A 23,330-nucleotide genomic window follows, 5' to 3' on the forward strand; every position below is an offset into this window, starting at 1 on the left:
CGCCGCTTTCCGGCATGGCGCTGGGCGCGGCGGCGCTGGCATTGGCGCTGGGCACCTTCATGCAGGTGCTGGACACCACCATCGCCAATGTCTCGCTGCCCACCATCGCCGGCAATCTGGGCGTCAGCACCGACAGCGCCACCTGGGTCATCACCGCCTTCGCCGTCGCCAATGGCGTGACGGTGCCGCTGACCGGCTGGCTGATGAGGCGCTTCGGGGTGGTCCGCACCTTCGTCGCCTCGGTGTTCCTGTTCACCGCCGCCTCGCTGCTCTGCGGCCTCGCCTGGAGCCTGCCCTCGCTGATCGCCTTCCGCATCCTGCAGGGCGCGGTTTCGGGGCCGATGATCCCCGGCAGCCAGGCGCTGCTGATCTCGATCTTCCCGCCCGAGAAGCGCGCTACCGCGCTCGGCATCTGGACGATGACGACGCTGACCGGGCCGGTCGCCGGGCCGATCCTGGGCGGCTATATCTCCGACAATTACCACTGGGGCTGGATCTTCCTGATCAACGTGCCCGTCGGCCTCGCCGCCGCCTGGGTGAGCTGGCGCGCGATGAAGAGCCGTGAGACGCCGACCGGCAGGCTGCCGATCGACGCGGTCGGGCTCGGCCTGCTCGCCTTCTGGGTGGGGTGCCTCCAGGTCTTCCTCGACCTGGGCAAGAATGCCGACTGGTTCCATTCGTCCTTCATCACCACCATGGCGCTGCTCGCCGCGATCGGCTTCGTCGCCTGGCTGATCTGGGAGCTGACCGACGCCCGGCCCGCGGTCGACCTGAAGCTGTTCCGGAACCGCAATTTCGCGCTCGGCACGGCGGCGCTGACGCTGGGCTATGCGGTGTTCTTCGGCAACATGCTGCTGCTCCCGCTCTGGCTCCAGCAGCATCTCGGCTACACCGCCACCTGGGCAGGGCTGGTGGCGGCGCCCAGCGGCGTGGTCGCGGTGCTGGCGACGCCGATCATCGCCCGGCTGTCGGGCAGGCTCGACGCGCGCTGGCTGGCGACGCTGGCCTTCGTCGCCTTCGCGGCCTCCTATGCGATGCGCAGCGGCTTCACCGTCCAGACCGACTATTGGCACTTCATGCTGCCGATGCTGGTGCAGGGGCTGGGGATGAGCATGTTCTTCATGGCGATGCTGGCCATCTCGCTCGATGGCGTGACGGCCGAGCAGACCCCGTCCGCGACCGGCCTCACCAATTTCGCGAGGATCACCGGCAGCAGCTTCGCCGCCTCGCTGGTGACGACGCTGTGGGACCGGCGCGAGGCGCTCCACCAGAGCCGGCTGGCCGATGCCAGCTCGTCCTTCGATCCGGTGTTCCAGCAGGCGGGCGCCGCGCTCGGCCGGCTCGGCGTCAGCGCCCAGCAGGGCTATGCTATGCTGACCCGCGAGATGGTGGGCCAGGCCTATCTGCTTTCCTCGGTCGACATCTTCCGGGCGAGTGCCTGGGCGATGATGGCGATGATCGCGCTGGTCTGGATCGCCCGCCGCCCGGCGCCGATGACCGGGCCGGTGGCGGCCGACTGATCGCGGACAAAAGCGCCGATCAGCCCTACCCAGGCCTAAGCCGCCAGCCTGCCCCGCAGGCTCGCCAGCACCGATCGCGCCGCCGCCAGCCCGGTGTCGAGCGCGCCGTGCGCGGTGGAGAAGTCGGCCGTCGAACAGGCTTCGCCCGCGAAGAAGATGCGATCGTCGACCGGTTCGGCCAGCACCGCGCGCCGATCCGCCATGCCGGGCAGGGCATGGCTGTAGCCGCCCTCGATCCAGCGGGTCCTGCCCCAGGCCGATCCGCCGAGCAGATGGAGGTGGGCGCGGATATCGTTGCCGAGCAGCGCCGCGAGCTCGTCGATCGCGAAGGCCGCCGCGTCGGCGGGCCCCAGCCGTTCGAGTTCGCAGGCCGCCTTGCCGCCGAAAAAGCCCTCGACCAGGGGATAGCCCATCGGTCGGAGCTGGTAGCTGCCCGTCCTGACGCTGTGCGGATTGCCGAGCAGATGGCCGTCGCGGGGCAGCATGTCGGGCTGGCCGAGCGCCAGGAAGATCTTCTCGGCATGGCCCAGCGGCAGCGCGGCGGCGGCCTCCTGCTTGGCGGGAAGCGGCGGGTCGAAGGCGAGCGCGCCCGAGGCGAGCACCGGCGTCGGCACGGTGACGATCGCGCGATGCGCGCGGATTGTCCCCTGGTCGGTGTCGAGCGCCAGCATCGCCGCGCCATGGTCGATCCGCGTCACCGGCAGTTCGAAGCGCGCCTCGACCGAGGCGGGCATCGCGGCCGCGATCAGCGATCCATAGCCTTCGCGCACCCGCCAGTTGAGCTCGCTCGCGGCATCGTCATAGGCAAGATAGTCGGCCGCCGAGACCCGGTCGAAACCCGCGCCGTTGATATAGCCCGACAGCGCCTCGATATAGGCGTTCCACCGGCCATCGGGCAGCAAGGCATCGCCCGCGCGATCCGAAGCCGGCGGGTCGGCGCGCAGCCGCGCGGTGAAATCCTCGAAAGCCAGCATAGCTTCATGCTGATCGGCGGCGGAGAAGCCGAGATTGCGATACTGATCGCGCCAGCCCGGATCGCCCTGATCGATGGTGAAGCCCAGTTGCCGGCCGATCGCCACCCAGCGATTGCGCTCGGCCGAATGGAGATAGCCGCAGCCCATATCGACCGCGATCCGGCCGAGGCGCAGGCTGCAGGCGCGGCCGCCGATCCGGTCCTGCGCGTCGACCAGCAGCAGCCTGAGGCCATGGCCCGCCAGCGACCGCGCGGCACCGATGCCCGCCGCCCCGGCGCCGATGATCACCACGTCGAACTCGTCGCTCATGACGGCAACAACGCATGAACGCGATTTTGTTCACGGCATGCGCGCGGACAGCGATGCTTTGCGTATGCCGCAAACCCCGCTACAGGCTGCCGCCATGATCCTCGTCATCGACAATTATGACAGCTTCACGTGGAACCTGGTCCATTATCTGATGGAGCTGGGGGCCGAGGTGGAGGTGGTCCGCAACGACGCGATCGGCGCGGGCCAGGCGATATCGAGCGGGGCGGAGGCCTTCCTGATCTCGCCCGGACCCTGCTCGCCGAATGAGGCCGGTATTTCGCTGGAGCTGGTGGGCGCCTGCGCGGCGGCGAAGAAACCGCTGCTCGGGGTCTGCCTGGGCCATCAGTCGATCGGCCAGTATTTCGGCGGCCAGGTGGTTCGCGCGCCGCAGCTGATGCACGGCAAGACGAGCCCGATCCTGCATGACAATAGCGGCCTGTACGAAGGCCTGCCCTCGCCCTTCACCGCGACCCGCTATCATTCGCTGATCGTGCCCGAGGAAGGGATGCCGGCCGAGCTGCTGATCAACGCGCGCACCCCCGACGGGCAGGTGATGGGCGTCCGCCACGCGACCCTGCCGATCCACGGCGTCCAGTTCCATCCCGAAAGCATCGCCACCGAGCATGGCCATGCGATGCTCGCCAATTTCATGCGGGCGGCGGGGATGAAGGTGAAGGAGCGCGCCTGACTTGGCGACGCTGCCCGACCCGCTTTTCCCGCTCGACCAGGCGACCGCCTATGAGCTGTTCTCGGCGATCCTCGACGGTGCCCATGACGAGGACAGCCTGGTCGCCTTCCTGACCGGCATGGCCGAGCGCGACGAGACCAGCGACGAGATAGCGGGCGCCGCCCAGGCGATGCGCGAGCGGATGATCCGGGTGCGATGCCCCTGGGGCGCGATCGACGTATGCGGCACGGGCGGCGACGGCGCCCACAGCCTGAACGTCTCCACCGCCGTCGCGATCGTCGTGGCCGGGGCGGGCGTGCCCGTCGCCAAGCATGGCAACCGCGCCGCATCGTCCAAGGCCGGCGCCGCCGACACGCTGGAGGCGCTGGGGCTCGACCTCGACCGCGCCTCGGACCGGGCCGAGGCGAGCCTGAACGAGATCGGCCTGTGCTTCCTGTTCGCGCAGAAGCACCATCCGGCGCTGAAACCGCTCGGCCCCGTCCGCAAGCGGATCGGGCGGCGGACGATCTTCAACCTGCTTGGGCCGATCTGCAACCCGGCCGGGGTGCGCCGCCAGCTGATCGGCGTGGCCCGCCCCGATTTCCTGCCCACCTTCGCCGGCGCGCTGGACCGGATCGGCTGCGAGGCGGCAATGATGGTCGCGGGCGACGAGCCGCTCGACGAACTGTCGATCAGCGGCCCCAGCAGCATCTTCCGCCTCGGCTCGATCGGCTTCGGCCCGGAGCGCTTCACCCCCGAGCAGGCGGGGCTGCCGCGCCACCCGCTCGACGCCATTCGCGGCGGCGACCCGGCTTATAACGCCGCCGCGCTCACCCGGCTGCTGGACGGGGAGGCGGGTGCCTATCGCGATGCCGTCCTGCTCAACGCCGCCGCCGCGCTGATCGTCGCCGGCAAGGCCGCCGACTGGGGCCAGGGCGTGGCGATCGCCGCCGGGGCGATCGACAGCGGCGCGGCCAGGGCCCTGCTCGCGCGCTGGATCGCCTTCTGAAGCCCGCCCGCCACGCCTGAGGCATGGCCAAGGGAACCTCGGCCCTCCCGCAGTGTTCACATCCATTACGCTTTCGAAAAGGTGATGGCGGAATCAATGCCGGGTAGAATCTCTTCGGGAAACGACGGTCTCGACATCATTCTCAGAGGCGGCCTGCCTGCCAGGCGCCTCTATCTGCTGGAAGGCTCCCCGGGATCCGGCAAGACGACCTTCGCGCTGCAATTCCTGCTGGAAGGGGTGCGCCAGGGCGAGAGCTGCCTCTACATAACCCTGTCGGAGACCAGCGAGGAGCTGCAGGCGGTCGCCGCGTCGCACGGCTGGGAGCTGGACGGCATCGAACTGTTCGAATTCGCGTCCGCCGAAGCCGTGCTCGGCGGGGATCGCGACCAGTCGGTCCTCTACAGCTGGGAAGTGGAACTGGGCGAGACCGTCCGGCTGATCGAGGAACAGGTCGAGAGGATCAATCCGCGCCGGGTGGTGTTCGACAGCCTTTCGGAGATGCGGCTGCTGGCACAGGACCCGCTGCGCTACCGCCGCCAGGTGCTGGCGCTCAAGCAGTTCTTCGCGGGCCGCGACACCACCGTCATCCTGATCGACGACCTGACCGGGGGCGACCGCGATACCCATCTCCACAGCCTGTGTCACGGTGTCTTCACCGTCGAGCGGCTGACGCTCGATTTCGGCGCCGCACGGCGGCGGATGCAGGTGCAGAAGCTGCGCGGCGTCGATTTCATCGCCGGCTATCACGACCTCAACATCCGCAAGGGCGGGATCGACATCTTTCCGAGGCTGATCGCGTCCGACCACGGCGAGCCGGCCGGGGGCGGGGCCGCCTCCAGCGGGACCGCGTCCAGCGGGATTGCCGAACTGGACGCGCTGTTCGGCGGCGGGCCGATGCGGGGCACCAGCACGCTGCTGACCGGGCCGGCCGGCAGCGGCAAGACGTCGATCGCGATGCAGTTCGTGATCGCGGGCTGCGCGCGCGGCGAACCGGCCACCATCTATCAGTTCGACGAGCGGGTCGGCACGCTGCTGGCACGAATCGGCGCTCTGGAGAGCCAGGTCCAGCGCTATATAGACGATGGCTGCCTGGTGATCCGGCAGGTGAACCCCGCCGAACTGTCGCCTGGCGAATTCGCTGCGATGGTGCGTTCCGAAGTCGAGCAGCGCGGCGCGCGGACGATCGTGATCGACAGCCTCAACGGCTATCTGGCCGCGATGCCGCAGGAGCAGCAGCTGATCCTGCAGATGCACGAGCTGCTATCCTATCTGAACCATCACGGCGTCTGCACCTTCCTGATCAATCCGCAGCATGGGCTGGTCGGCTCGATGGCGACCAGCCTCAACATCTCCTATGTCGCGGACGCGGTGGTGCTGATCCGCTTCTTCGAGGCCGAAGGGCGCATCCGCAAGGCGATATCGATCCTGAAGAACCGGGGCGGCGAGCATGAGGATGCGATCCGCGAGCTGCGCATCGACGCGCAGGGCATCCGCATCGGCGAGCCGCTGCGCGATTTCCGGGGCGTGCTGACCGGCACCCCTGAATATCGCGGCACGACCAACCCGCTGATGGAAGGCCGCGGTGCCGCATAGGACAGCGAAATTCGGCCATAGGGTGCTGGTTGCGGCACCTTATGGCCGCGACGCGGAAAGCGTGGCCGGCCTGCTGCGGCGCGAGGGCCATGACGTCGCGATCTCGAAGGACCTGGCCTCGATCGCGGACCGGCTCGACGACCATCTCGGCGCGGTGATCCTGACAGAGGAGGCGCTGGGCGCGGACCGGCGCCGGCTGCGGGCCGCGCTCGACGCACAACCCGCCTGGTCCGACGTGCCGTTCATCGTGCTGGCCGCGCGGCGCATGGGGCCGCTGCCGCCAAGCCAGGCCGCGGTGCTGCGCATTTCGGACGTGGTCGACAATTTCACCGTGTTCGAACGGCCGCTGAGTTCGATATCGCTGCTGAGCGCCGTCCGCTCCGCGCTGCGTTCGCGCCAGAAGCAGTTCGAGATGCGCGATCATCTTGCCGAGATCGGCGCCCGCAACGCCGCGCTGGCGCGCAGCGAAGAGGAACTGCGCGCCGCCCGCGACATATTGGCGCGCAACCATGACCAGCTGGAGGCGATGGTCGCCAGGCGCACCGAGGAACTGCGCCGCGCCCAGGAGCACCTCCATCAAAGCCAGAAGATGGAGGCGGTGGGGCAGCTGACCGGTGGCATCGCGCACGACTTCAACAATATGCTGACCGGCATCATCGGCGCGATGGACATCATGCGGCGCCGGATCGCCACCGGCCGGTTCGAGGGGATCGAGCGCTATATGGACGCCGCGACCACCTCGGCGAACCGCGCGGCTGGGCTCACCCAGCGCCTGCTCGCCTTCTCCCGCCGGCAGTCGCTCGATTCCCGGCCGGTGGACGTCAACGCGCTGATCGGCACGCTCGGCGATCTGCTTGTGCGGACGATCGGCGAACAGGTGGCGCTGGAGACGCGCCTGGATCCCACCATCCCGGCCGGCATCGCCGATGCCAACCAGCTGGAAAGCGCCATCCTGAACCTGGCGATCAACGCGCGCGACGCCATGCCCGAGGGCGGGACGCTGTCGGTCGCGACCAGCTGCGTCGGGATCGACCCCGCCATCGCGGCGGGCATGGCCGACGCCAAGCCGGGCCGCTATGTCGTCGTTACGGTCCGCGACACCGGCGTCGGCATGCCCCCCGAACTGCTCGACAAGGTGTTCGAGCCCTTCTTCACCACCAAGCCGCTGGGCCAGGGAACCGGGCTCGGCCTGTCGATGGTCTATGGCTTCGCGCAGCAGAATGGCGGGCATGTCACCATCGACAGCACGCCGGGCAAGGGCACGGCGGTGAGCATCTACCTGCCCGCCACCGAACGCGCCGGGATCGATGCGGGACAGGAGATGCCCCGCGCGCCGCAGGGGGCCGGCCAGCAGGTGCTGGTCGTCGAGGACGATCCCTCGGTCCGCCTGCTGATCCGCGACGTGCTCGAGGAGGTCGGCTATGCCGCGATCGAGGCGCGCGACGGCCAGGAAGCCGTGCCGATCCTCGAATCGGACATTGCGATCGACCTGATGATCTCCGATGTCGGCCTGCCGGGCATGAACGGCCGCCAGCTCGCGGACACCGCGCGGCTGCACCGGCCCGACCTGCCGATCCTGTTCGTCACCGGCTATGCCGAGAATGCCGCGATCCGATCCGGCTTCCTTGGCGCGAACATGGGGATGATCACCAAGCCATTCTCGCTCGACGACCTTGGCCGCAAGATCGACGAGATATTGGCACCGGATCGCATAGCAGCCGGCTAGCCGATCCCCATCAGGCCACAAGATACGAGAAACAAAGAAAAATCTTGCCACTCGGAAGCGGGCGATGGTCCGCGAAACCGACCGGCCCACCACGCAAATGCGAATCGTTCGCAGAATTTATTTGCGAATCGTTTTCATTATCGATAGCTGCCGGCCCCGTCACGACAGGGAAAGGTTTCAGCATGACGATGGAGATGAAGGGGGCGAGCTTCCTCGCGCTGGCATGTGTGGGCTTCATTGCCACCGCGCCGGCCGCGGCGCAAACCGCCGACAAGCCCGAAGGCGAGAAGAAGCTGGGCGGCATGACGGTGACGGCGACCGCGATCGAGGAAGAGATCAAGGTCGAGCGCGTCGAGAGCCCCAAGGCCACCCGCGCCCTGATCGACACCCCGCAGACCATCACCGTGATCGGCGACCAGGTGCTCCGCAAGCAGAACCTGCTGACGCTGCGCGACGCGCTCCAGACCATTCCCGGCATCACCTTCGGTGCGGGCGAAGGCGGCGGCGGCTATGGCGACAGCATCAACCTGCGCGGCTATTCGGCCAATAACGACATCACCCAGGACGGCGTGCGCGACAGCGCGCAGTACAGCCGCAGCGAAACCTTCAACCTGCAGCAGATCGAGGTCTATAACGGCGCGAACAGCGTCTTCAACGGATCGGGATCGGTCGGCGGCACGATCAACCTCGTGACCAAGACGCCGCAGGCCGACGACCTGACCATCGTCCAGGGCGGCATCGGCACCGCCGATTATTATCGCGGCACGATCGACAGCAACCTGCGCGTGAGCGACCTGATCGCCGTCCGCCTGAACGCCGTCGCCCACAAGAACCGCGTGCCGGGCCGCGACGTGGAGCGCAACAAGCGCTGGGGCATCGCGCCGTCGGTGACGATCGGCATCGACAGCCCGACCAGCCTGACCCTGCAATATCTGCACCAGGACGACAGCAACGTTCCCGTCTATGGCGTCCCCTATTTCCGCAATGCTGTGAACAGCGGGCCGCTTCCGGGCTACGACCCCAAGGACCGCAACTATTACGGCATCGAGAATCTCGACGACCAGGACATCGTGGTCGACCAGCTGACGATGCGCTTCGCCCATGAGTTCAGCGACAAGGTGTCGGTCCGCAACCTGACCCGCTGGCAGCGCGTGGAGCAGGATTCGTCGACCAGCGCGCCGCAGGGCGTCTATTGCCTCGCCAACGGCTTCCAGCCGCTGCCCGCGACCAACATCGCCTCCACGCCGCTGGCCTGCCCGGCCGCCCAGAACACGCCGGGCACCTATTATCCCAGCGGCCCGCGCGGCAATATCCGCAACCAGGAAAACCAGCTGCTCTACAACCAGACCGACCTGCGCGCCGTGTTCGATACCGCCGGGCTGGAGCATACGCTGGTCGTCGGCGTCTCGCTGACCAAGGAGGATTATGAGCTGGTGAGCGGCAATGTGCTGCGCACCGCGGCCGGCGCGACCGTGGCCCAGCCGCCGATCAGCCTGGCGGCGCCCAACACCATCTATACCGGCGCGGTGAACTTCATCCAGGCGGGCCGATCGCAGGGCAGCAGCAGCAACGTCGCCGGCTATCTGTTCGACACGGTGAAGATCACCCCGCAGCTCGAGTTCAACGCGGGCCTCCGCTACGAGCAGGCCAAGGCGACCTTCCGCGCCGACACCTTCTCGACTGTCGTGGGCCCGACCCTGGGCGCCTATACGCGCGGGCTGGACCAGCGCAGCAACGAGAAGCTCTTCTCCTATCGCGTCGGCCTGAACTTCAAGCCGATCGAGACGGTCAGCCTCTACGCGGCCTATGGCAATTCGCGCACCCCGACCTCGGCGACGGTACGGCTGGGCTGCGGCACGCTGATCACGGCGCCGGCCGGATCGCTGGATCCCTGCGACGTCAGCCCGGAAAAGGCGGTGAATTATGAAATCGGCGCCAAGGCCGACCTGTTCGACCGCCGCCTGCAGCTGACCGCCGCGCTGTTCCGCAACGAACGGACCAACTATCGCGTCGCCACCAACGATCCGATCGTCACCACCCTGCAGGTGACCGACGGCCGCTCACGGGTGGACGGGCTCGCGCTGGGCGCCAGCGGCAACATCACCGAAGCCTGGGCGATCTTCGCCAACTACACCTATCTGAAGAGCAAGGTGCTGCAGAGCGTCTCGAACTTCTGCCTCGCCAACCCCGGCCCGCGAGTGGATGCCGGAGTGACGGTCAACCCCTGCGCCAACTCCGCCGCCATTCCGGACCCGCAGGCCGGACAGCGGCTGACCAACACGCCGCGCCATGCGGGAAGCCTGTTCACGACCTATCAGTTCCCCTTCGGACTGCAGCTAGGTTATGGACTGACCTATACGGGCAGCTTCGCGCTCAACAACAGCGCCCTGGCTTCGGGGACAACATTGCCGGCGGTGAGCACGCTGACCCCGGTCTTCCGCTCGAAGAGCTGGCTTACCCACCGCGCCTTCCTCTCCTATGAGGTGACCGACGGCGTGACCGCGCAGGTGAACGTCCAGAACGTCACCAACAAGCGCTACTTCACGGGCATCCGCAACAATGGCTGGGCGACGCCCGGCGAGGCCCGCTCGGCGGTGTTCAGCCTCTATTACAGCTTCTGATCGCTAGCCAGCGACCGATGACGGGGCGCTCCGGGCCGCAAGGTCCGGGGCGCTTCGCCATTTTCAGGCCAGCAGCGCGGCGCCGCCGATCCGATCGACCAGCAGTGCGGTATCGGTGAACTGGACGAGCCGGGTGGCGCGATATTGCTCGTCGAAGCTCCACAGATCGAACAGCTCGATCTCGAACGGAGCGCCGCCCGGCGCCGAAGCGGTGATGTGCCAGCGGATCGCGGCCTGGCCTCCCTCCACCACCGCGTCGAGCCGTTCGAAGCTGTGGAAGCGGACCCTGTCGACCAGCGTGGAGACCACGTCCATCGCCGCCGCCGGCCCGGTGGGCAGGGTGGCGGCCATCAGCGGGGATCGCCCGACCAGTTCGAACACCGCGCCCGGCGCCCAGATCGCATCGAGCGCCACCTTGTCGCCGCTGGCGCGCCGCGCATAGGCGTCGTCCACGGCCGCGAGTATCGAAACCCGATCCAGCATGTGCCCTCCAGCTGTGGGTAAGCCACACCCTTAGGATTTGCGCGGCCGGGCGGCAATATGCGAAGCGCTCAATCCCGCGGATAAGGGCGGGTGATCGCCTCCAGCAGATGCTCGTCCGGATCGGTGAAATAGACGCCGCGCCCGCCGCCAAAATGGTTGATCCGGCCCGGCTGGCTGCGCGCCGGATCGGCCCAGTGGTCGAGGCCTCTTTCCCGGAGGCGCCCGAGGATCGCGTCGAAGCTCTCCTCGTCGACCAGGAAGGCATAATGCTGGGGCGCGACCGGCCCCTCCTTCTCCATGAAATCGATCGACACGCCGTTGTCCAAGTCGACCACCAGGAAATGATGGAAGGGCACGGGAGCGGGCCGGCCCAGCATCCCGGCGAGGAAATCCGCCGAAGCCCGCTTGTCGCGGCACCAGATGATGCTGTGGTTGAGTTCGACCGTCATCGACTTCGCTCCACGACGATTGCCGTTCCGGGACCGCGATCCTAATCTGCCGCACCATGACCGGCCCGGATGCACCCTATCACGCGCACATCTATTTCACAGCGTCCGAACGTCCCGCCGCCGAAGCGCTGCGCGACGCCTTTTCGCGACGAGCGGACATAGTGTTCGTCGGCGCGATGACCGAAGGCCCCGCCGGGCCGCACCCGATCCCGCAATATGAAGTGCATTTCAGGGTGCGTTCGCTGCCCGACATCGTCCCGCTGATCGAGGCGGCGGGGCTGCGCGCTCTGGTCCATCCGCTGACGCTCGACGATCTCGCCGATCACACCAGCCTGGGGCAATGGCATGGCGAGCCGCTCGACCTCGACCTTACCGTGCTCGATCCGCCCGGCATCAACCGGGGGCTGGCCCGCTTCGGGCGCAGCGATTTCTAGCCCGCCCAACTGGACCCGCCGCCCGCCCCCCGCTATGCCGCGCGGCGATGAGCAACAAGCTGACCGAGATCTGCGACACCAAGCGCGAGCATGTCGCCCGGGCGAAGGCCGCGACGAGCTTCGCCGAGCTGAGCGCGCGCGCCAGGGCGGCCGATGCGCCGCGCGGCTTCCGCGCCGCGCTCGACGCCAGGGCGGCGGCGGGCGGCTATGGCCTGATCGCCGAGATCAAGAAGGCGTCGCCGTCCAAGGGGCTGATCCGCTCCGATTTCGATCCGCCCGCCCACGCCCGCGCCTATGAGGCGGCGGGCGCCGCCTGCCTGTCGGTGCTGACCGACGTCCCCTATTTCCAGGGTCATGACGATTATCTGGTGCAGGCGCGCGCCGCCTGCGCACTGCCGGCGCTGCGCAAGGACTTCATGGTCGATCCCTGGCAGGTGACCGAGGCGCGCGCGCTGGGCGCCGACGCGATCCTGATCATCGTCGCCGCGCTGGACGATGGCGAAATGGCCGAGATCGAGGCCGCCGCCATCGAGCATGGCATGGACGTGCTGGTCGAGGTCCACGACGCGGCCGAACTGGAGCGCGCGATCAGGCTGAAATCGCGGCTGATCGGGGTGAACAACCGCGACCTGCGGGACTTTTCGATCGATCTCAACCGCACCTATGAGCTGGTCGGCAACGCGCCCGCCGGCTGCACCTTCGTCGCCGAGAGCGGGCTCGGTTCCAAGGCCGATCTCGACGCGATGGCCGAACATGGCGTCCGCTGCTTCCTGGTCGGCGAGAGCCTGATGCGCCAGGACGATGTGGCGGCCGCCACGCGCAGGCTGCTGACCGGGGCATGAGCGACAAGCTCACCCATATCGACGAGGATGGCGCGGCCCGCATGGTCGACGTCTCCGCCAAGGCCGAGACGAAGCGCGTCGCCGTCGCCGAGGGCCGCATCCTGATCGCGGCACAGGCGCTGGAGGCGATCCGCGCCGGTTCGGTGAAGAAGGGCGACGTGCTCGCGGTCGCGCGGGTCGCGGGGATCATGGCGGCGAAGAAGACCGCCGACCTGATCCCGCTCTGCCACCCGCTGCCGATCTCGGGCGTCACCCTCGACCTCGCGATCGAGGCCGACGGCATCCGCGCCACCGCGTCGGTGACGACCACCTATACCACCGGCATCGAGATGGAGGCGCTGACCGCCGTCTCGGTGGCGCTGCTGGCCGTCTATGACATGGCCAAGGCGCTCGACAAAGCCATGCGGATCGAAGGGGTCCGGCTGCTGTCCAAGACCGGCGGCAAGTCGGGCGACTGGAAGGCGGAATAGGCCGATGGCGCTGATCCCGACGGCCGAGGCGCAGGCGCGGATGTTCGCGCTGAAGGAGGCGCTGCCCGTCGAGACCGTGCCGCTGCTCGACGCCCGTGGCCGCTATGCCGCCGGGGACATCCTGTCGAAGCGCACCCAGCCCGCGCTCGATCTGTCGGCGATGGACGGCTATGCGATCCGCTTCGCCGAACGCCCCGGCCCGTGGACCGTCGCGGGCGAAAGCGCGGCGGGCGGCGGCCTCGGCCGCGCGCTGGCGCCCGGCGAGGCGGCGCGCATCTTCACCGGCGCCCCGGTTCCCGAAGGGGCCGACAGCATCCTGATCCAGGAGGAGGCGGGCCGCGACGGCGACAGCCTGACCATGACCGGCGAGGGGCCGCCCCGGATCGGCGCGCATATCCGCCGCAAGGGCAGCGACTTCGCCGAGGGCGACATACTGATCCCGGCCGGTGCCCCGATCGGCGCGGCGGCGATCGCGCTGGCGGCGAGCGGCGGCCATGGCGCGCTTCCCGTGCGGCGGCGCCCGCGCGTCGCGATCCTCTCGACTGGCAACGAACTGGTGCCGGCGGGCGAACCCACGACCGGCGCGCTGCTCCCCGCCTCGAACGGGCCGATGCTCGCGGCGCTGCTGGCGGGCACCCCGGCGCAGGTCACCGACCATGGCATCATCCGCGACGATCTCGGCCTGATCAGTGCCGCCTTCGCCGATCTGGCGGGCGGCGCCGACATCATCGTCACCACCGGTGGCGCCTCGGTCGGCGACCATGACCTCGTCCTCCCCGCGCTGGAGCAGGCGGGCGCGACGATCGACTTCTGGAAGGTGCGGATGAAGCCGGGCAAGCCGGTGATGATCGGCACGCTGGGCGGGGCAATCGTGCTTGGCCTGCCCGGCAATCCGGTCTCGGCCTTCGTCACCGCGACATTGTTCCTGAAGCCGCTGATCGCGCATCTGCTGGGCAGCGCCCGGCCGGTTCCGCCCCCCGCCGCCGCCCGGCTGGGCGAAGCGCTGCCCGCGACCGGCGGCCGGGCCGAATATCTGCGCGGCAAATGGTCGCGGGGGCTGGCCGTCCCCACCGCCAGCCAGGACAGCGCCGGCCTCGCCGCGCTGGTCGAGGCGGAGCTGCTGATCGTCCGGGAATCGGACTCGCCGGCGCTGGAAGCGGGCGCCGATGTGGAGATCATTCCGCTCGCTTGACAGATTCCCTACAGTTGCCTAAATGTTCCTCGTCCGTTCCCGACAAGGACCTTTGGTATGCTGACCCGCAAGCAACATGATCTGCTCATCTTCATTCATGACCGGCTGGCCGCGACCGGCGTGTCGCCCTCGTTCGAGGAGATGAAGGAGGCGCTCGACCTCAAGTCCAAGTCCGGCGTCCACCGGCTGATCAGCGCGCTCGAGGAGCGCAACTTCATCCGCCGCCTGCCCAACCGCGCCCGCGCGCTGGAGGTGCTGCGGATGCCGGAGACGGTGGCAGGCAAGGCCGCCGCGCCCGCGACCAAGGCGAAGGCCCCCGCCTCCGCCCCGGTGCCGCAGGCCGCGAACGAGAATGTGCTGGAGATTCCGCTGCACGGCCGCATCGCCGCCGGTCTGCCGATCGAGGCGCTGGAGGGGCAGAGCAGCCTGTCGGTTCCCGCCGCGCTGCTTGGCCCGGGCGAGCATTATGCGCTCGAGGTGTCGGGGGACTCGATGGTCGAGGCCGGCATCCTCGACGGCGACTATGCGCTGATCCGCCGCGCCCAGACCGCGCGCGACGGCGAGATCGTCGTCGCGCTGATCGCCGATCATGAGGCGACGCTCAAATATTTCCGCAAGGAAGGCGCGATGGTGCGGCTCGACCCGGCCAACCGCTCCTATGATCCGCAGCGCTACAAGCCCGATCAGGTCCAGATCCAGGGCAAGCTGGCAGGGCTGCTGCGGCGCTACTGAGCGCCGCAAGCCCACCACGGGCGGCGTCCCGGCGGAGGCCGGGGCCGCAACAGGCGCTTGCGGGTAGCTGACCGAGAAGCTCTTACGGCCCTGGCCTCCGCCGGGGCGACCGCTTTTCTGGCCGTCTAGCGGAACACCGACCAGGGGTGCTGCCCGACATGGGCCGCCACGCTGTCGATCCGTCCCCGGTCGAGATCGACCGAAAGCCCGCCGGTCCGCGCCAGCAGCGGCCGGTCGATCTTCAGCCAGCGCGGGTTGCAGCCGCGCGGCAGGCGGCGTTCGCTGATCGCGATGTCGGCAGCAGCGCAGGCCCGCGTCATGCGGCGCCAGTCGACCAGATAGGGGCTGCGCGTCGCGAGGATGCGCCAGCGCCGCCCGCCCCGGTTGATTTCCGCCAGGCACAGATCGGCCGAACAGCGCGCCTGCATCAGCGCATCGAACGGCAGCGGTTCCGCATCGACCCCGGCCGCCTCGCTCAGAACCCCGCGCATATAATCGCCGGTCCGTTCGCGCAGCAGCGCCACCCGGCCATCGCCGAGCGCCAGCGCGACATGGCGGCCGTCCCCCGTCACCAGCAGATCGGGCGCGGGCGAAGCCAGCGCCCAGAGCGCGCCCACCGCAAGCGGCGCCAGCCCCCAGCGCCGCAGCTTCGTGCGCCACAGCGCCAGCCACAGCCCGCCGGCCACCATCAGCGCGAAGGCCCCCCAGGCCATGGTCGGCAGCATCGCCACCGATCCCGGCGCGTCGGCGACGCGGTGCGCGATCCACAGCAGCAGGGCGAGCGCATGGGAGGCGAGCCACCAGGCCGGCCCGCCAAGCCCCGCCACATCGAGCAGCAGCGCCAGCGCCTCCAGCGGCATGATGACGAAGGTGGTGAGCGGGATCGCGACGATATTGGCGGCGGCGCCGTACAGCCCTGACTTGTGGAAATGGAACAGCGCGATCGGGGCCAGCGCGGCCTCGATCAGCAGGCCCGAGAGCAGCATCACCGCGATCGCCCGGCCCCAGCGCGCCGCCAGCCGCTCCTCGCGCCGCGCGGCGAAGGCGGCGACCCTGGGATGATCGAGCAGCGCGACCAGCGCGGTGACAGCGGCGAAGCTGAGCTGGAAGCTCGGCCCCGCCAGCGCCTCGGGCCAGAGCAACAGCACAACGAGCGCGCCGGTCGCGACGAGCCGCAGGGTGATCGCTTCCCGCCCCATCGCGATCCCGGCCAGCACCAGCAGCGCGGCGACGCAGGATCGGATCGTCGGCACCTGCGCGCCCGACAAGAGGGTGTAGGCGATACCGGCGACCGCCCCCGCGCCGGCCGCGATCAGCAGCAGCGGCGCGCGTAGCGCCAGCGCCGGGCTCAGCGCCAGCAATCTGAGCGTCAGCAGCAGCACCCCGCCGACCACCGCGGAGACGTGCAGCCCCGATACCGAGAGCAGATGGGCGAGACCGGCGCGGCGGAGCGCCTCGGCATCCTCCTCGGCGATCGCGCCCTGGTCGCCGGTCGCCAGGCTGGCGGCGATCCCGCCCGCGCTGGCACCGGCCACCCGCGCCTCGATGTGCTGCGACAGGCGGGCGCGGGCGTCGGCGAGCCAGAGCAGGAAACCGCCCGCCTCGCCCGCCGCGATGCGCGGCCGGTCGAGCGCCTTGCCGGTGGCGCCGATGCCGGCGAACCAGGCGGCGCGCGCATAATCATAGGCGCCCGGCACCGCCGGCGGCGCGGGCGGCAGCAGGCGGGCGCGCACCACGATCCGGCTGCCGCCGACGACCGGCCCGGCCAGATCGGCCTCGTCGATATTGAGCCGGAGGCGCGGGGGCAGCAGCAGGCCGGGATCGGTGGCGATGGTGAGCCGCACCAGTTCGCGCGCCGGCAGCCGCTCGACCGCCTCGATCCGCCCCGCCACCTCGGCGACCCGTGGCCGGTCGATGCGCGGCGAGGCCACCCAGTCGGCGCGGAACCAGATCAGCAGCAGCCCGGCGAGCGCGACCAGCCCACCCGCCAGCAACGATCGGCCCAGCCGCGTGCCGGGGCCGACCGCGAGCCCCAGCAGAGCCACCCCGCCGAGCAGCGCCATCGCCGCATACCAGCCCGCCGGGCGGGGCAGCGCCAGCCAGAGCGCGATTCCCGCGCCCAGCGCGACCGGCAGCCACAGCGCCAGCTGATCGCGCTCCGCCTCCAGAACCGCCTCGATCCGCCGCGCCGCGCCGGCCATGCGGTCCCGCAGGCCGGCGATCACCGTTCGCCCGACAATGGGGCCGGGCCGGCACCGTTCGAATCGCCGGCCAATTTGACCCGGCGGGAAAATGCTTTACGGGGCGCATCGACATCGCAGGCCATTGCCCGATCTTGGAGAAACCGCGCGTGGGCGCAAGCACCGAAAATCAGACCCCATCCGGCCAGGTCGTCACCCGCTTCGCCCCCTCGCCGACCGGATTCCTGCACATCGGCGGCGCGCGCACCGCTTTGTTCAACTGGCTGTTCGCCCGCCATCACGGCGGCAAGTTCCTGCTCCGCATTGAGGATACCGACCGCGCGCGCTCCACCCAGCCGGCGATCGAGGCGATCCTCGACGGCATGACCTGGCTCGACCTGAACTGGGACGGCGAGGTGGTCTATCAATTCTCGCGCGCTGCCCGCCATGCCGAGGTGGCCCAACAGCTGCTCGCCGCCGGCCATGCCTATCGCTGCTATGCGACGCCCGAGGAACTGGCCGAGCTGCGCGAGCAGCAGAAGGCCGCCCGGCAGCCGCTGCGCTATGACGGCCGCTGGCGCGATCGCGATCCTTCGGTGGCGCCGCAGGGCGCCCCGTTCGTCATCCGGCTGAAGGCCCCGCGCGAGGGCGAGGTGACGATCGACGACCGGGTGCAGGGCCAGGTCACCGTCCAGAATGCCGAGCTCGACGACATGATCCTGCTCCGCTCGGACGGGACGCCCACCTATATGCTGGCGGTGGTGGTCGACGACCATGACATGGGCGTCACCCACGTCATCCGGGGCGACGACCATCTCAACAACGCCTTCCGCCAGCTCGCCCTGATCCGGGCGATGAACGAGATTTCGGGCGACTGGCCCGATCCGGTCTACGCCCATATCCCGCTGATCCACGGCGCCGACGGCGCCAAGCTCTCCAAGCGCCACGGTGCGCTGGGCGTCGACGCCTATCGCGACGAGATGGGGCTGCTGCCGGAAGCGGTGAACAACTATCTGCTGCGGCTCGGCTGGGGCCATGGCGACGACGAGATCATCAGCCGCGAGCAGGCGGTGGAGTGGTTCGACCTCGCCGGGGTCGGCCGTTCGCCCTCGCGCTTCGATTTCAAGAAGCTCGAGAATCTCAACGGCCATTATATGCGCGAGGCCGACGATGCGCGGCTTGCGGACCTGATCATCGCCGGAGTCGCGGCCGATGCGGGCCGCGAGTTCGACTCGGAGGATCGCGACCTTCTGCTTCGCAGCATTCCTTTTTTGAAGGCAAGGGCCAAGGATCTCAAGGAGTTACGGGACGGGGCGGCGTTTCTGTTTCGCACTCGCCCGCTCGATATGGACGAGAAGGCCGCATCGCTGCTAGACGAGCCGGGCAAGGCGCTGCTGGCCCAGGCCCGCGACGCTCTTGCGGCCACCGCCGACTGGTCCGCGGCCGCGCTGGAAGCGGCGGTCCGATCGGTGGCGGAGCAGGGGGGGATCGGCCTCGGGAAAGTGGCTCAGCCGCTGCGTGCTGCGCTCACGGGCCGTACCACCTCCCCCGGGATATTCGACGTCCTGGCGCTCCTCGGCCGCGAGGAGAGCCTGGGCCGGCTGGGCGACCAGCTCGAACAGGGGTGAACCAACGGACGGGGCCGGCGCGCCGGCCCAGGGGCGAACGACAGGAGAATGAGCTATGGCGGATAATGTGAAACTGGAGTTCGGCGGCAAGGCGTCCGAATATCCCGTCCTGTCGGGTACCACCGGCCCCGACGTCATCGACATCCGCAAGCTCTATGCCGCGACCGGCGCCTTCACCTATGATCCGGGCTTCACCTCGACCGCGTCGTGCCAGTCGGCGCTGACCTATATCGACGGTGACGAGGGCATCCTGCTCCACCGCGGCTATCCGATCGACCAGCTCGCCGAACAGTCGAGCTTCATGGAGGTCAGCTACCTGCTGCTCAACGGCGAGCTGCCGAGCGCCAAGGAGCTGGAGAGCTTCACCTACACGATCAGCCGCCACACCATGCTGCACGAGCAGCTGGCGACCTTCTATCGCGGTTTCCGCCGCGACGCGCACCCGATGGCGATCATGTGCGGCGTGGTCGGCGCCCTGTCCGCCTTCTACCATGACTCGACCGACATCAACGATCCCAAGCAGCGCATGATCGCGTCGCACCGGCTGATCGCGAAGATGCCGACGATCGCGGCGATGGCCTATAAATATTCGGTCGGCCAGCCCTTCCTCTATCCGCGCAACGACCTGAGCTACACCGCCAACTTCCTGCGCATGACCTTCGGCGTGCCGGCCGAGGAATATGAGGTCGATCCGGTGATCGAATCGGCGATGGACAAGATCTTCATCCTCCACGCCGACCATGAGCAGAACGCCTCGACCTCGACCGTGCGCCTCGCCGGCTCGTCGGGTGCCAACCCGTTCGCCTGCATCGCGGCCGGCATCGCCTGCCTGTGGGGCCCGGCGCATGGCGGCGCCAACGAGGCGGCGCTCAACATGCTGCGCGAGATCGGCACCCCCGATCGCATCCCGGAATATATCGCCCGCGCCAAGAACAAGGACGATCCGTTCCGCCTGATGGGCTTCGGCCACCGCGTCTACAAGAATTTCGACCCGCGCGCGAAGGTGCTCGGCAAGGCCGCGACCGAGGTGCTCGACAAGCTCGGCATCAGCGATCCGGTGCTCGACACCGCGCGCGAACTGGAGCGGATCGCGCTTTCCGACCAGTATTTCATCGACAAGAAGCTCTACCCGAACGTCGATTTCTATTCGGGCGTGATCCTGTCGGCGATCGGCTTCCCGACGACGATGTTCACCGTGCTGTTCGCGCTCGCCCGCACCGTTGGCTGGGTGGCGCAGTGGAACGAGATGATCTCGGATCCCGAGCAGAAGATCGGCCGCCCTCGTCAGCTCTATACGGGCCCGGCGATGCGGGACTATGTGCCAGTCGCCAAGCGCTGAGCTGTTCTGCCGTTGAAGATCAAAGGGCCGGGGCGGAAGCTCCGGCCTTTTCAGTATCCGGCTTCGCGTTGGTGCCGAAAGGCCAGCAGATAGACCGCATCGTCGGCCGGTTCGTGACGATAGAGTGCGACATAACCCGAATCGCCGAACTCGATCACCAACTCGCGCATCGCCATATCCGGGGCGAAGGGCCGCCCCATCGCTGGCGTAGCTTCCAACTGCGCAAGCCGCTCAGCGATAATCCGACCAGCCCGCCGGGCGGCCTCCGCGCTCTTGCCTTCCAGGAAGGCGCGGCACCGGCTCAAGCCCCGCACCGCGCCTTCGGTAACGATCAGTCGTGGCACTCGGGAGACCCTGCCTCGCCGGGCGTTCCCCAGCTATCCAGCCAGGCGGCCAATTCTCCGCCGGTCAGATGACGCCCGGTTTCCCGGTATGCCGTCCACGATGCCACCGCTTCCTGCCGGAAGCTCTCCTGGGCCTCTTCGCGCTCGACATATTGGCGGATGGCCTCGCGCATGATCCAGTGCGGCGATCGATCGCGCAAGGCTGCGAGCTGCTGGACGCGGTCCTTCAGTTCCTCGTCGATCTTGATCGATGTCGCCATGCCGGCTCCTGATATCAAAAGGTATTACCTCTTAATATAGCCATGTCGGCGCGGCCATCAAGCCGGATCAATGCCCAACAGGAAGCGTCAGCACGAACCGCGCGCCCTGCCCCCGCGCGCTGTCGACGCCCAGGTCGCCCCCCATCGCCCGGGCCAGGCGGCGGGAGATGTACAGGCCCAGCCCGCTGCCGGTGCCGTCGCGCAGGCCGAGCCGCTCGAAGCGCTCGAACACGCGCTCCTGGTTCTCGGGGGCGATGCCGTCGCCCGCATCGGCGACGATCACGGCGGCGATGCCGTCCTCCGCCTCGCAGCGGATCCAGACGGTGCCGCCGGCCGGCGAATGGCGGATCGCGTTGTTGAGCAGGTTGATCAGCACCTGGAGGATGCGCCGGAAATCGCCGCGCGCGATCACCGGCCCGTCCTGGCCCGGCCCGTCGATCCGGACATCGGCATTGGCGGCGCGCACCGCGAGCAGACCGGCGGCGCGCTGGGCGGTGTCCACCAGATCGACCTTCTCTACATCGGGACGGAAATCGGCGCGCTCGATCGTCTGGAGGTCGACAAGATCGTCGACCAGCGCGAGCAGGTGGCGGCCGGCCCCGGCGATATCCTCGGCATAGGCCGCATAGTCGCGCCGCACCGGGCCGTCATCGCGGCGCGAGATATTGTCGGCATGGCGGATGATCCGGTCGAGCGGCTCGCGCATCGCCCGGCTGAGCTGGCCGCCAAAGGCCTCGTCCAGCGGCACCGGATCGGGCAGGCGCGGACCGCCCAGCGGCAGCGGCGCATCGCGCCGGCTGACCAGCAGCTGATAGCCGGCAAGCCCCTCGACCCCGCCGCCGATCAGCGGCACCCCGGCGATCCGCACCGGGATTCCCTGGCCGAGCAGGAAGGTGGCACCGTCATCCTGGAACCGGTCGGCCGTGCGCGCCGCCGCCACGATCGCCGACACCCCGTCGCCGTCGCTCGACATGGCGAACAGCGCCTCGACCGGTTGGCCGACCGCGCCCGGCAGGTTGGACGGTGGCTGGGTGATCCGCAGCATCGCATCGGTCTCAACGATCCAGTCGGCGGTGGCGCGGCTGAAATCGCGCCAACGCAACGCATCGATGCCGGGGCTGGGCTGCAGCGGCGCCATTTCCTGCCAGCCGGTGATCGCCAGTTCGACCCCGGAAGGATCGGGCGCCACCCGTACCCACAGGTCGACATCCTGATCGCCATAGCCGACCACCACCTGGCGCGAGATGCTGATCCCCAGCCGCCGCGACAGCCGGGCCAGCGTCGCGAGCTGCGGCAGCGCGAGCATGCCGCCCTCCACCCCGCCGGCGCGCTCCTGCAGGCGGAGCAGCGGCGGGTCCGCTTCGACCAGCCGGCCGCGATCGTCGAGCCGGCCGTTGACGGGGCGAAGGCTCTGCGGGGCGTTCATCGCCGCCGCCCGCCTTCGCCGATCTCGATCACGGCGCGGCGATAATTGGGGTCGAGCCGCCAGATCAGCACCGCTTCGGCGGCTTCGCGCTGGTCGAGCGCGTCGAACGCCTCGGCACGGGCGACGATCACGTCCTCCTCGGCGCCCTCGGCCGAGCCGATCCGCCACAGCATCGTCACCGCCGCCTCGCGCGCGCAGTCGATCGCGCGCAGCACCGTGCCGAGCATCATCCCCGTGGGATCGGCGATCATCGACCAGACGCCGGGCGGATCGATCCCCGCCCGCTGGGCGACCGCCGCGGTGAACAGCGCCAGCCAGCCTTCCTCCAGCGCGTCGGCCAGCAGCTTGTCATCGAGCAGCCCTCTGGCGCCGAGCAGCCCGGCCAGCGCGGCGGCGCGGCCCTCCAGCGTATCGGCCTCGTCATGCTCGGCGAGCAGGGCGCCCACCGCCCCCGCCAGCAGCAGATCGGCCCTGCTGTCCGGCAGGGCATGCTGGCGGACCAGATAGTGGCGCAACGCCGCCGCCACCGCCCAGAGCAGCTGGCGATGCGGCGCCAGCGGCAGATCGGTGCGTGCCAGCGCGGGATCGCCGAACTGGTCGTAGCGCCGGCTCTCGGCGATCAGCAGCGCCATGGTCGCGGCGGCGATGTCGGCATCGCCGAGGTCGAGCAGGCGCTGGGCGAGGTCGGCGACATGATAGGGGGAATCGCGGCCGAGCATGACCGCCAGCCGGTGCTCGTCGACCCGGCGGAGCATCGCCGCGACCAGCCCAGGCTCGCGCAGCAGATGGGTGCGCTCGAGCAGCGGCAGCGCGATCGCGACACCGGCCGATCCCAGCGCCGCCACCAGTTCCGGCCGCTCGTCGCCCAGCGCATCGGCGACGCGCAGGCGAAGCTCATCCTCGATCGCGCCGATCATCGCCCGCAGGAGCTGGCCGATCTGGGCGCGGTGCTGGTCGGACAGGGCGATGGCGGCGTCGTGGAACAGGTCGCTGGCGGCCCGGTCCACCCGGTGGTCGACGCTGTCGAGAGCACGCGCGGCATCGGACAGCCAGCGCGCCGTTCCCGCCGCGGGCTGCCCCCATGACTGCCGTTCGTCTTCCAACCCCATCATGCTTCGTTCATATCGAAATG

Annotated in this window: 21 protein-coding genes; 13 read left to right on the forward strand and 8 right to left on the reverse strand. The window is 69.2% G+C overall.

Annotated features, from left to right (window positions below):
- Window positions 1-14: 14 nt before the first annotated feature.
- A complete protein-coding gene (locus CMV14_RS00380; RefSeq protein ID WP_066964804.1) occupies window positions 15-1,520 on the forward strand; it encodes a DHA2 family efflux MFS transporter permease subunit in 1,506 nt (501 codons plus the stop codon).
- 35 nt (window positions 1,521-1,555) lie between these two features.
- Here CMV14_RS00380 and CMV14_RS00385 read toward each other — a convergent pair whose 3' ends face one another.
- Window positions 1,556-2,803 (reverse strand): flavin monoamine oxidase family protein, encoded by a 1,248-nt coding sequence (locus CMV14_RS00385; RefSeq protein WP_066964671.1) that lies wholly within the window; start codon window positions 2,801-2,803, stop codon window positions 1,556-1,558.
- Between the two features lie 94 nt (window positions 2,804-2,897).
- Between CMV14_RS00385 and CMV14_RS00390 the strand changes: the two genes are divergently transcribed.
- The 5 genes from CMV14_RS00390 (at window position 2,898) to CMV14_RS00410 (ending at window position 10,419) form a co-directional block, all read left to right on the forward strand.
- The gene (locus CMV14_RS00390) at window positions 2,898-3,491 is read left to right on the forward strand and encodes an anthranilate synthase component II (protein WP_066964668.1); all 594 of its coding nucleotides are present in this window, start codon (window positions 2,898-2,900) and stop codon (window positions 3,489-3,491) included.
- 1 nt (window position 3,492) lies between these two features.
- Entirely contained in the window at window positions 3,493-4,479 is a 987-nt protein-coding gene (gene trpD, locus CMV14_RS00395; protein WP_066964666.1) for an anthranilate phosphoribosyltransferase, read from the forward strand.
- Window positions 4,480-4,575: 96 nt separating this feature from the next.
- On the forward strand, window positions 4,576-6,072 hold the full coding sequence (locus tag CMV14_RS00400) for an ATPase domain-containing protein (protein WP_066964802.1): 1,497 nt from the start codon (window positions 4,576-4,578) through the stop codon (window positions 6,070-6,072).
- Window positions 6,062-7,798, forward strand: a complete 1,737-nt coding sequence (locus tag CMV14_RS00405; protein ID WP_066964664.1) for an ATP-binding protein — start codon at window positions 6,062-6,064, stop codon at window positions 7,796-7,798. Before CMV14_RS00400 ends, CMV14_RS00405 begins: the two co-directional genes overlap by 11 nt.
- Before the next feature lie 182 nt (window positions 7,799-7,980).
- Window positions 7,981-10,419: a TonB-dependent receptor gene (locus CMV14_RS00410; protein WP_066964662.1), complete on the forward strand. Its 2,439-nt coding sequence runs from the start codon at window positions 7,981-7,983 to the stop codon at window positions 10,417-10,419.
- 63 nt (window positions 10,420-10,482) lie between these two features.
- On the opposite strand, the gene CMV14_RS00415 is transcribed toward CMV14_RS00410, so the two are convergent.
- A complete protein-coding gene (locus CMV14_RS00415; protein ID WP_066964659.1) occupies window positions 10,483-10,902 on the reverse strand; it encodes a nuclear transport factor 2 family protein in 420 nt (139 codons plus the stop codon).
- Window positions 10,903-10,970: 68 nt separating this feature from the next.
- Window positions 10,971-11,351: a VOC family protein gene (locus CMV14_RS00420; protein ID WP_066964653.1), complete on the reverse strand. Its 381-nt coding sequence runs from the start codon at window positions 11,349-11,351 to the stop codon at window positions 10,971-10,973.
- Between the two features lie 56 nt (window positions 11,352-11,407).
- On the opposite strand from CMV14_RS00420, the gene CMV14_RS00425 reads away from it, so the two are divergent.
- The 5 genes from CMV14_RS00425 to lexA are packed head-to-tail and all read left to right on the forward strand — an operon-like array spanning window position 11,408 to window position 15,021.
- The gene (locus CMV14_RS00425) at window positions 11,408-11,785 is read left to right on the forward strand and encodes a DOPA 4,5-dioxygenase family protein (RefSeq protein ID WP_066964651.1); all 378 of its coding nucleotides are present in this window, start codon (window positions 11,408-11,410) and stop codon (window positions 11,783-11,785) included.
- A 47-nt stretch (window positions 11,786-11,832) separates the two neighbouring features.
- The gene (gene trpC / locus CMV14_RS00430; protein ID WP_066964649.1) at window positions 11,833-12,627 is read left to right on the forward strand and encodes an indole-3-glycerol phosphate synthase TrpC; all 795 of its coding nucleotides are present in this window, start codon (window positions 11,833-11,835) and stop codon (window positions 12,625-12,627) included.
- Entirely contained in the window at window positions 12,624-13,097 is a 474-nt protein-coding gene (moaC, locus tag CMV14_RS00435) for a cyclic pyranopterin monophosphate synthase MoaC (protein ID WP_066964647.1), read from the forward strand. The genes trpC and moaC overlap by 4 nt, the downstream gene beginning before the upstream one ends.
- Before the next feature lie 4 nt (window positions 13,098-13,101).
- On the forward strand, window positions 13,102-14,289 hold the full coding sequence (locus tag CMV14_RS00440; protein ID WP_066964645.1) for a molybdopterin molybdotransferase MoeA: 1,188 nt from the start codon (window positions 13,102-13,104) through the stop codon (window positions 14,287-14,289).
- 57 nt (window positions 14,290-14,346) lie between these two features.
- Window positions 14,347-15,021, forward strand: coding sequence for a transcriptional repressor LexA (lexA, locus tag CMV14_RS00445; RefSeq protein ID WP_066964642.1), 675 nt, complete (start codon window positions 14,347-14,349; stop codon window positions 15,019-15,021).
- 125 nt (window positions 15,022-15,146) lie between these two features.
- On the opposite strand, the gene CMV14_RS00450 is transcribed toward lexA, so the two are convergent.
- Window positions 15,147-17,222 carry a ComEC/Rec2 family competence protein gene (locus CMV14_RS00450; protein WP_096367822.1) on the reverse strand — a complete coding sequence of 692 codons (2,076 nt, stop codon included), beginning with the start codon at window positions 17,220-17,222 and terminating at the stop codon, window positions 15,147-15,149.
- Between the two features lie 149 nt (window positions 17,223-17,371).
- Here CMV14_RS00450 and gltX point away from each other — a divergent pair, with 149 nt between their 5' ends.
- A complete protein-coding gene (gene gltX, locus CMV14_RS00455) occupies window positions 17,372-18,829 on the forward strand; it encodes a glutamate--tRNA ligase (RefSeq protein ID WP_066964640.1) in 1,458 nt (485 codons plus the stop codon).
- Window positions 18,830-18,884: 55 nt separating this feature from the next.
- Window positions 18,885-20,168 (forward strand): citrate synthase, encoded by a 1,284-nt coding sequence (locus CMV14_RS00460; RefSeq protein WP_066964638.1) that lies wholly within the window; start codon window positions 18,885-18,887, stop codon window positions 20,166-20,168.
- Window positions 20,169-20,218: 50 nt separating this feature from the next.
- On the opposite strand, the gene CMV14_RS00465 is transcribed toward CMV14_RS00460, so the two are convergent.
- From CMV14_RS00465 to CMV14_RS00480, 4 genes are all read right to left on the reverse strand, one after another.
- Window positions 20,219-20,512, reverse strand: coding sequence for a type II toxin-antitoxin system RelE/ParE family toxin (locus CMV14_RS00465; protein ID WP_066964636.1), 294 nt, complete (start codon window positions 20,510-20,512; stop codon window positions 20,219-20,221).
- Window positions 20,500-20,772, reverse strand: a complete 273-nt coding sequence (locus CMV14_RS00470) for a CopG family ribbon-helix-helix protein (protein WP_066964634.1) — start codon at window positions 20,770-20,772, stop codon at window positions 20,500-20,502. The genes CMV14_RS00465 and CMV14_RS00470 overlap by 13 nt, the downstream gene beginning before the upstream one ends.
- 67 nt (window positions 20,773-20,839) lie before the next feature.
- Window positions 20,840-22,198, reverse strand: coding sequence for a sensor histidine kinase (locus tag CMV14_RS00475; RefSeq protein WP_066964631.1), 1,359 nt, complete (start codon window positions 22,196-22,198; stop codon window positions 20,840-20,842).
- Entirely contained in the window at window positions 22,195-23,310 is a 1,116-nt protein-coding gene (locus CMV14_RS00480; RefSeq protein WP_066964628.1) for a DUF2336 domain-containing protein, read from the reverse strand. The genes CMV14_RS00475 and CMV14_RS00480 overlap by 4 nt, the downstream gene beginning before the upstream one ends.
- Window positions 23,311-23,330 lie beyond the last annotated feature (20 nt).

The sequence above is a fragment of the Rhizorhabdus dicambivorans genome, assembly GCF_002355275.1.
In the GTDB taxonomy this organism is placed as follows: domain Bacteria; phylum Pseudomonadota; class Alphaproteobacteria; order Sphingomonadales; family Sphingomonadaceae; genus Rhizorhabdus; species Rhizorhabdus dicambivorans.

Bases quoted from the DNA above. Each gene is read 5' to 3' on its own strand.
- moaC (WP_066964647.1), top strand. From the start codon at position 12,624: ATGAGCGACAAGCTCACCCATATCGACGAGGATGGCGCGGCCCGCATG.
- lexA (WP_066964642.1), top strand. From the start codon at position 14,347: ATGCTGACCCGCAAGCAACATGATCTGCTCATCTTCATTCATGACCGG.
- CMV14_RS00400 (WP_066964802.1), top strand. From the start codon at position 4,576: ATGCCGGGTAGAATCTCTTCGGGAAACGACGGTCTCGACATCATTCTC.
- CMV14_RS00480 (WP_066964628.1), bottom strand. From the start codon at position 23,310: ATGATGGGGTTGGAAGACGAACGGCAGTCATGGGGGCAGCCCGCGGCG.
- CMV14_RS00390 (WP_066964668.1), top strand. From the start codon at position 2,898: ATGATCCTCGTCATCGACAATTATGACAGCTTCACGTGGAACCTGGTC.
- CMV14_RS00475 (WP_066964631.1), bottom strand. From the start codon at position 22,198: ATGAACGCCCCGCAGAGCCTTCGCCCCGTCAACGGCCGGCTCGACGAT.
- CMV14_RS00410 (WP_066964662.1), top strand. From the start codon at position 7,981: ATGACGATGGAGATGAAGGGGGCGAGCTTCCTCGCGCTGGCATGTGTG.
- CMV14_RS00470 (WP_066964634.1), bottom strand. From the start codon at position 20,772: ATGGCGACATCGATCAAGATCGACGAGGAACTGAAGGACCGCGTCCAG.
- trpC (WP_066964649.1), top strand. From the start codon at position 11,833: ATGAGCAACAAGCTGACCGAGATCTGCGACACCAAGCGCGAGCATGTC.
- CMV14_RS00380 (WP_066964804.1), top strand. From the start codon at position 15: ATGGCGCTGGGCGCGGCGGCGCTGGCATTGGCGCTGGGCACCTTCATG.
- CMV14_RS00450 (WP_096367822.1), bottom strand. From the start codon at position 17,222: ATGGCCGGCGCGGCGCGGCGGATCGAGGCGGTTCTGGAGGCGGAGCGC.
- CMV14_RS00385 (WP_066964671.1), bottom strand. From the start codon at position 2,803: ATGAGCGACGAGTTCGACGTGGTGATCATCGGCGCCGGGGCGGCGGGC.
- CMV14_RS00420 (WP_066964653.1), bottom strand. From the start codon at position 11,351: ATGACGGTCGAACTCAACCACAGCATCATCTGGTGCCGCGACAAGCGG.
- CMV14_RS00440 (WP_066964645.1), top strand. From the start codon at position 13,102: ATGGCGCTGATCCCGACGGCCGAGGCGCAGGCGCGGATGTTCGCGCTG.
- CMV14_RS00460 (WP_066964638.1), top strand. From the start codon at position 18,885: ATGGCGGATAATGTGAAACTGGAGTTCGGCGGCAAGGCGTCCGAATAT.
- CMV14_RS00415 (WP_066964659.1), bottom strand. From the start codon at position 10,902: ATGCTGGATCGGGTTTCGATACTCGCGGCCGTGGACGACGCCTATGCG.
- CMV14_RS00425 (WP_066964651.1), top strand. From the start codon at position 11,408: ATGACCGGCCCGGATGCACCCTATCACGCGCACATCTATTTCACAGCG.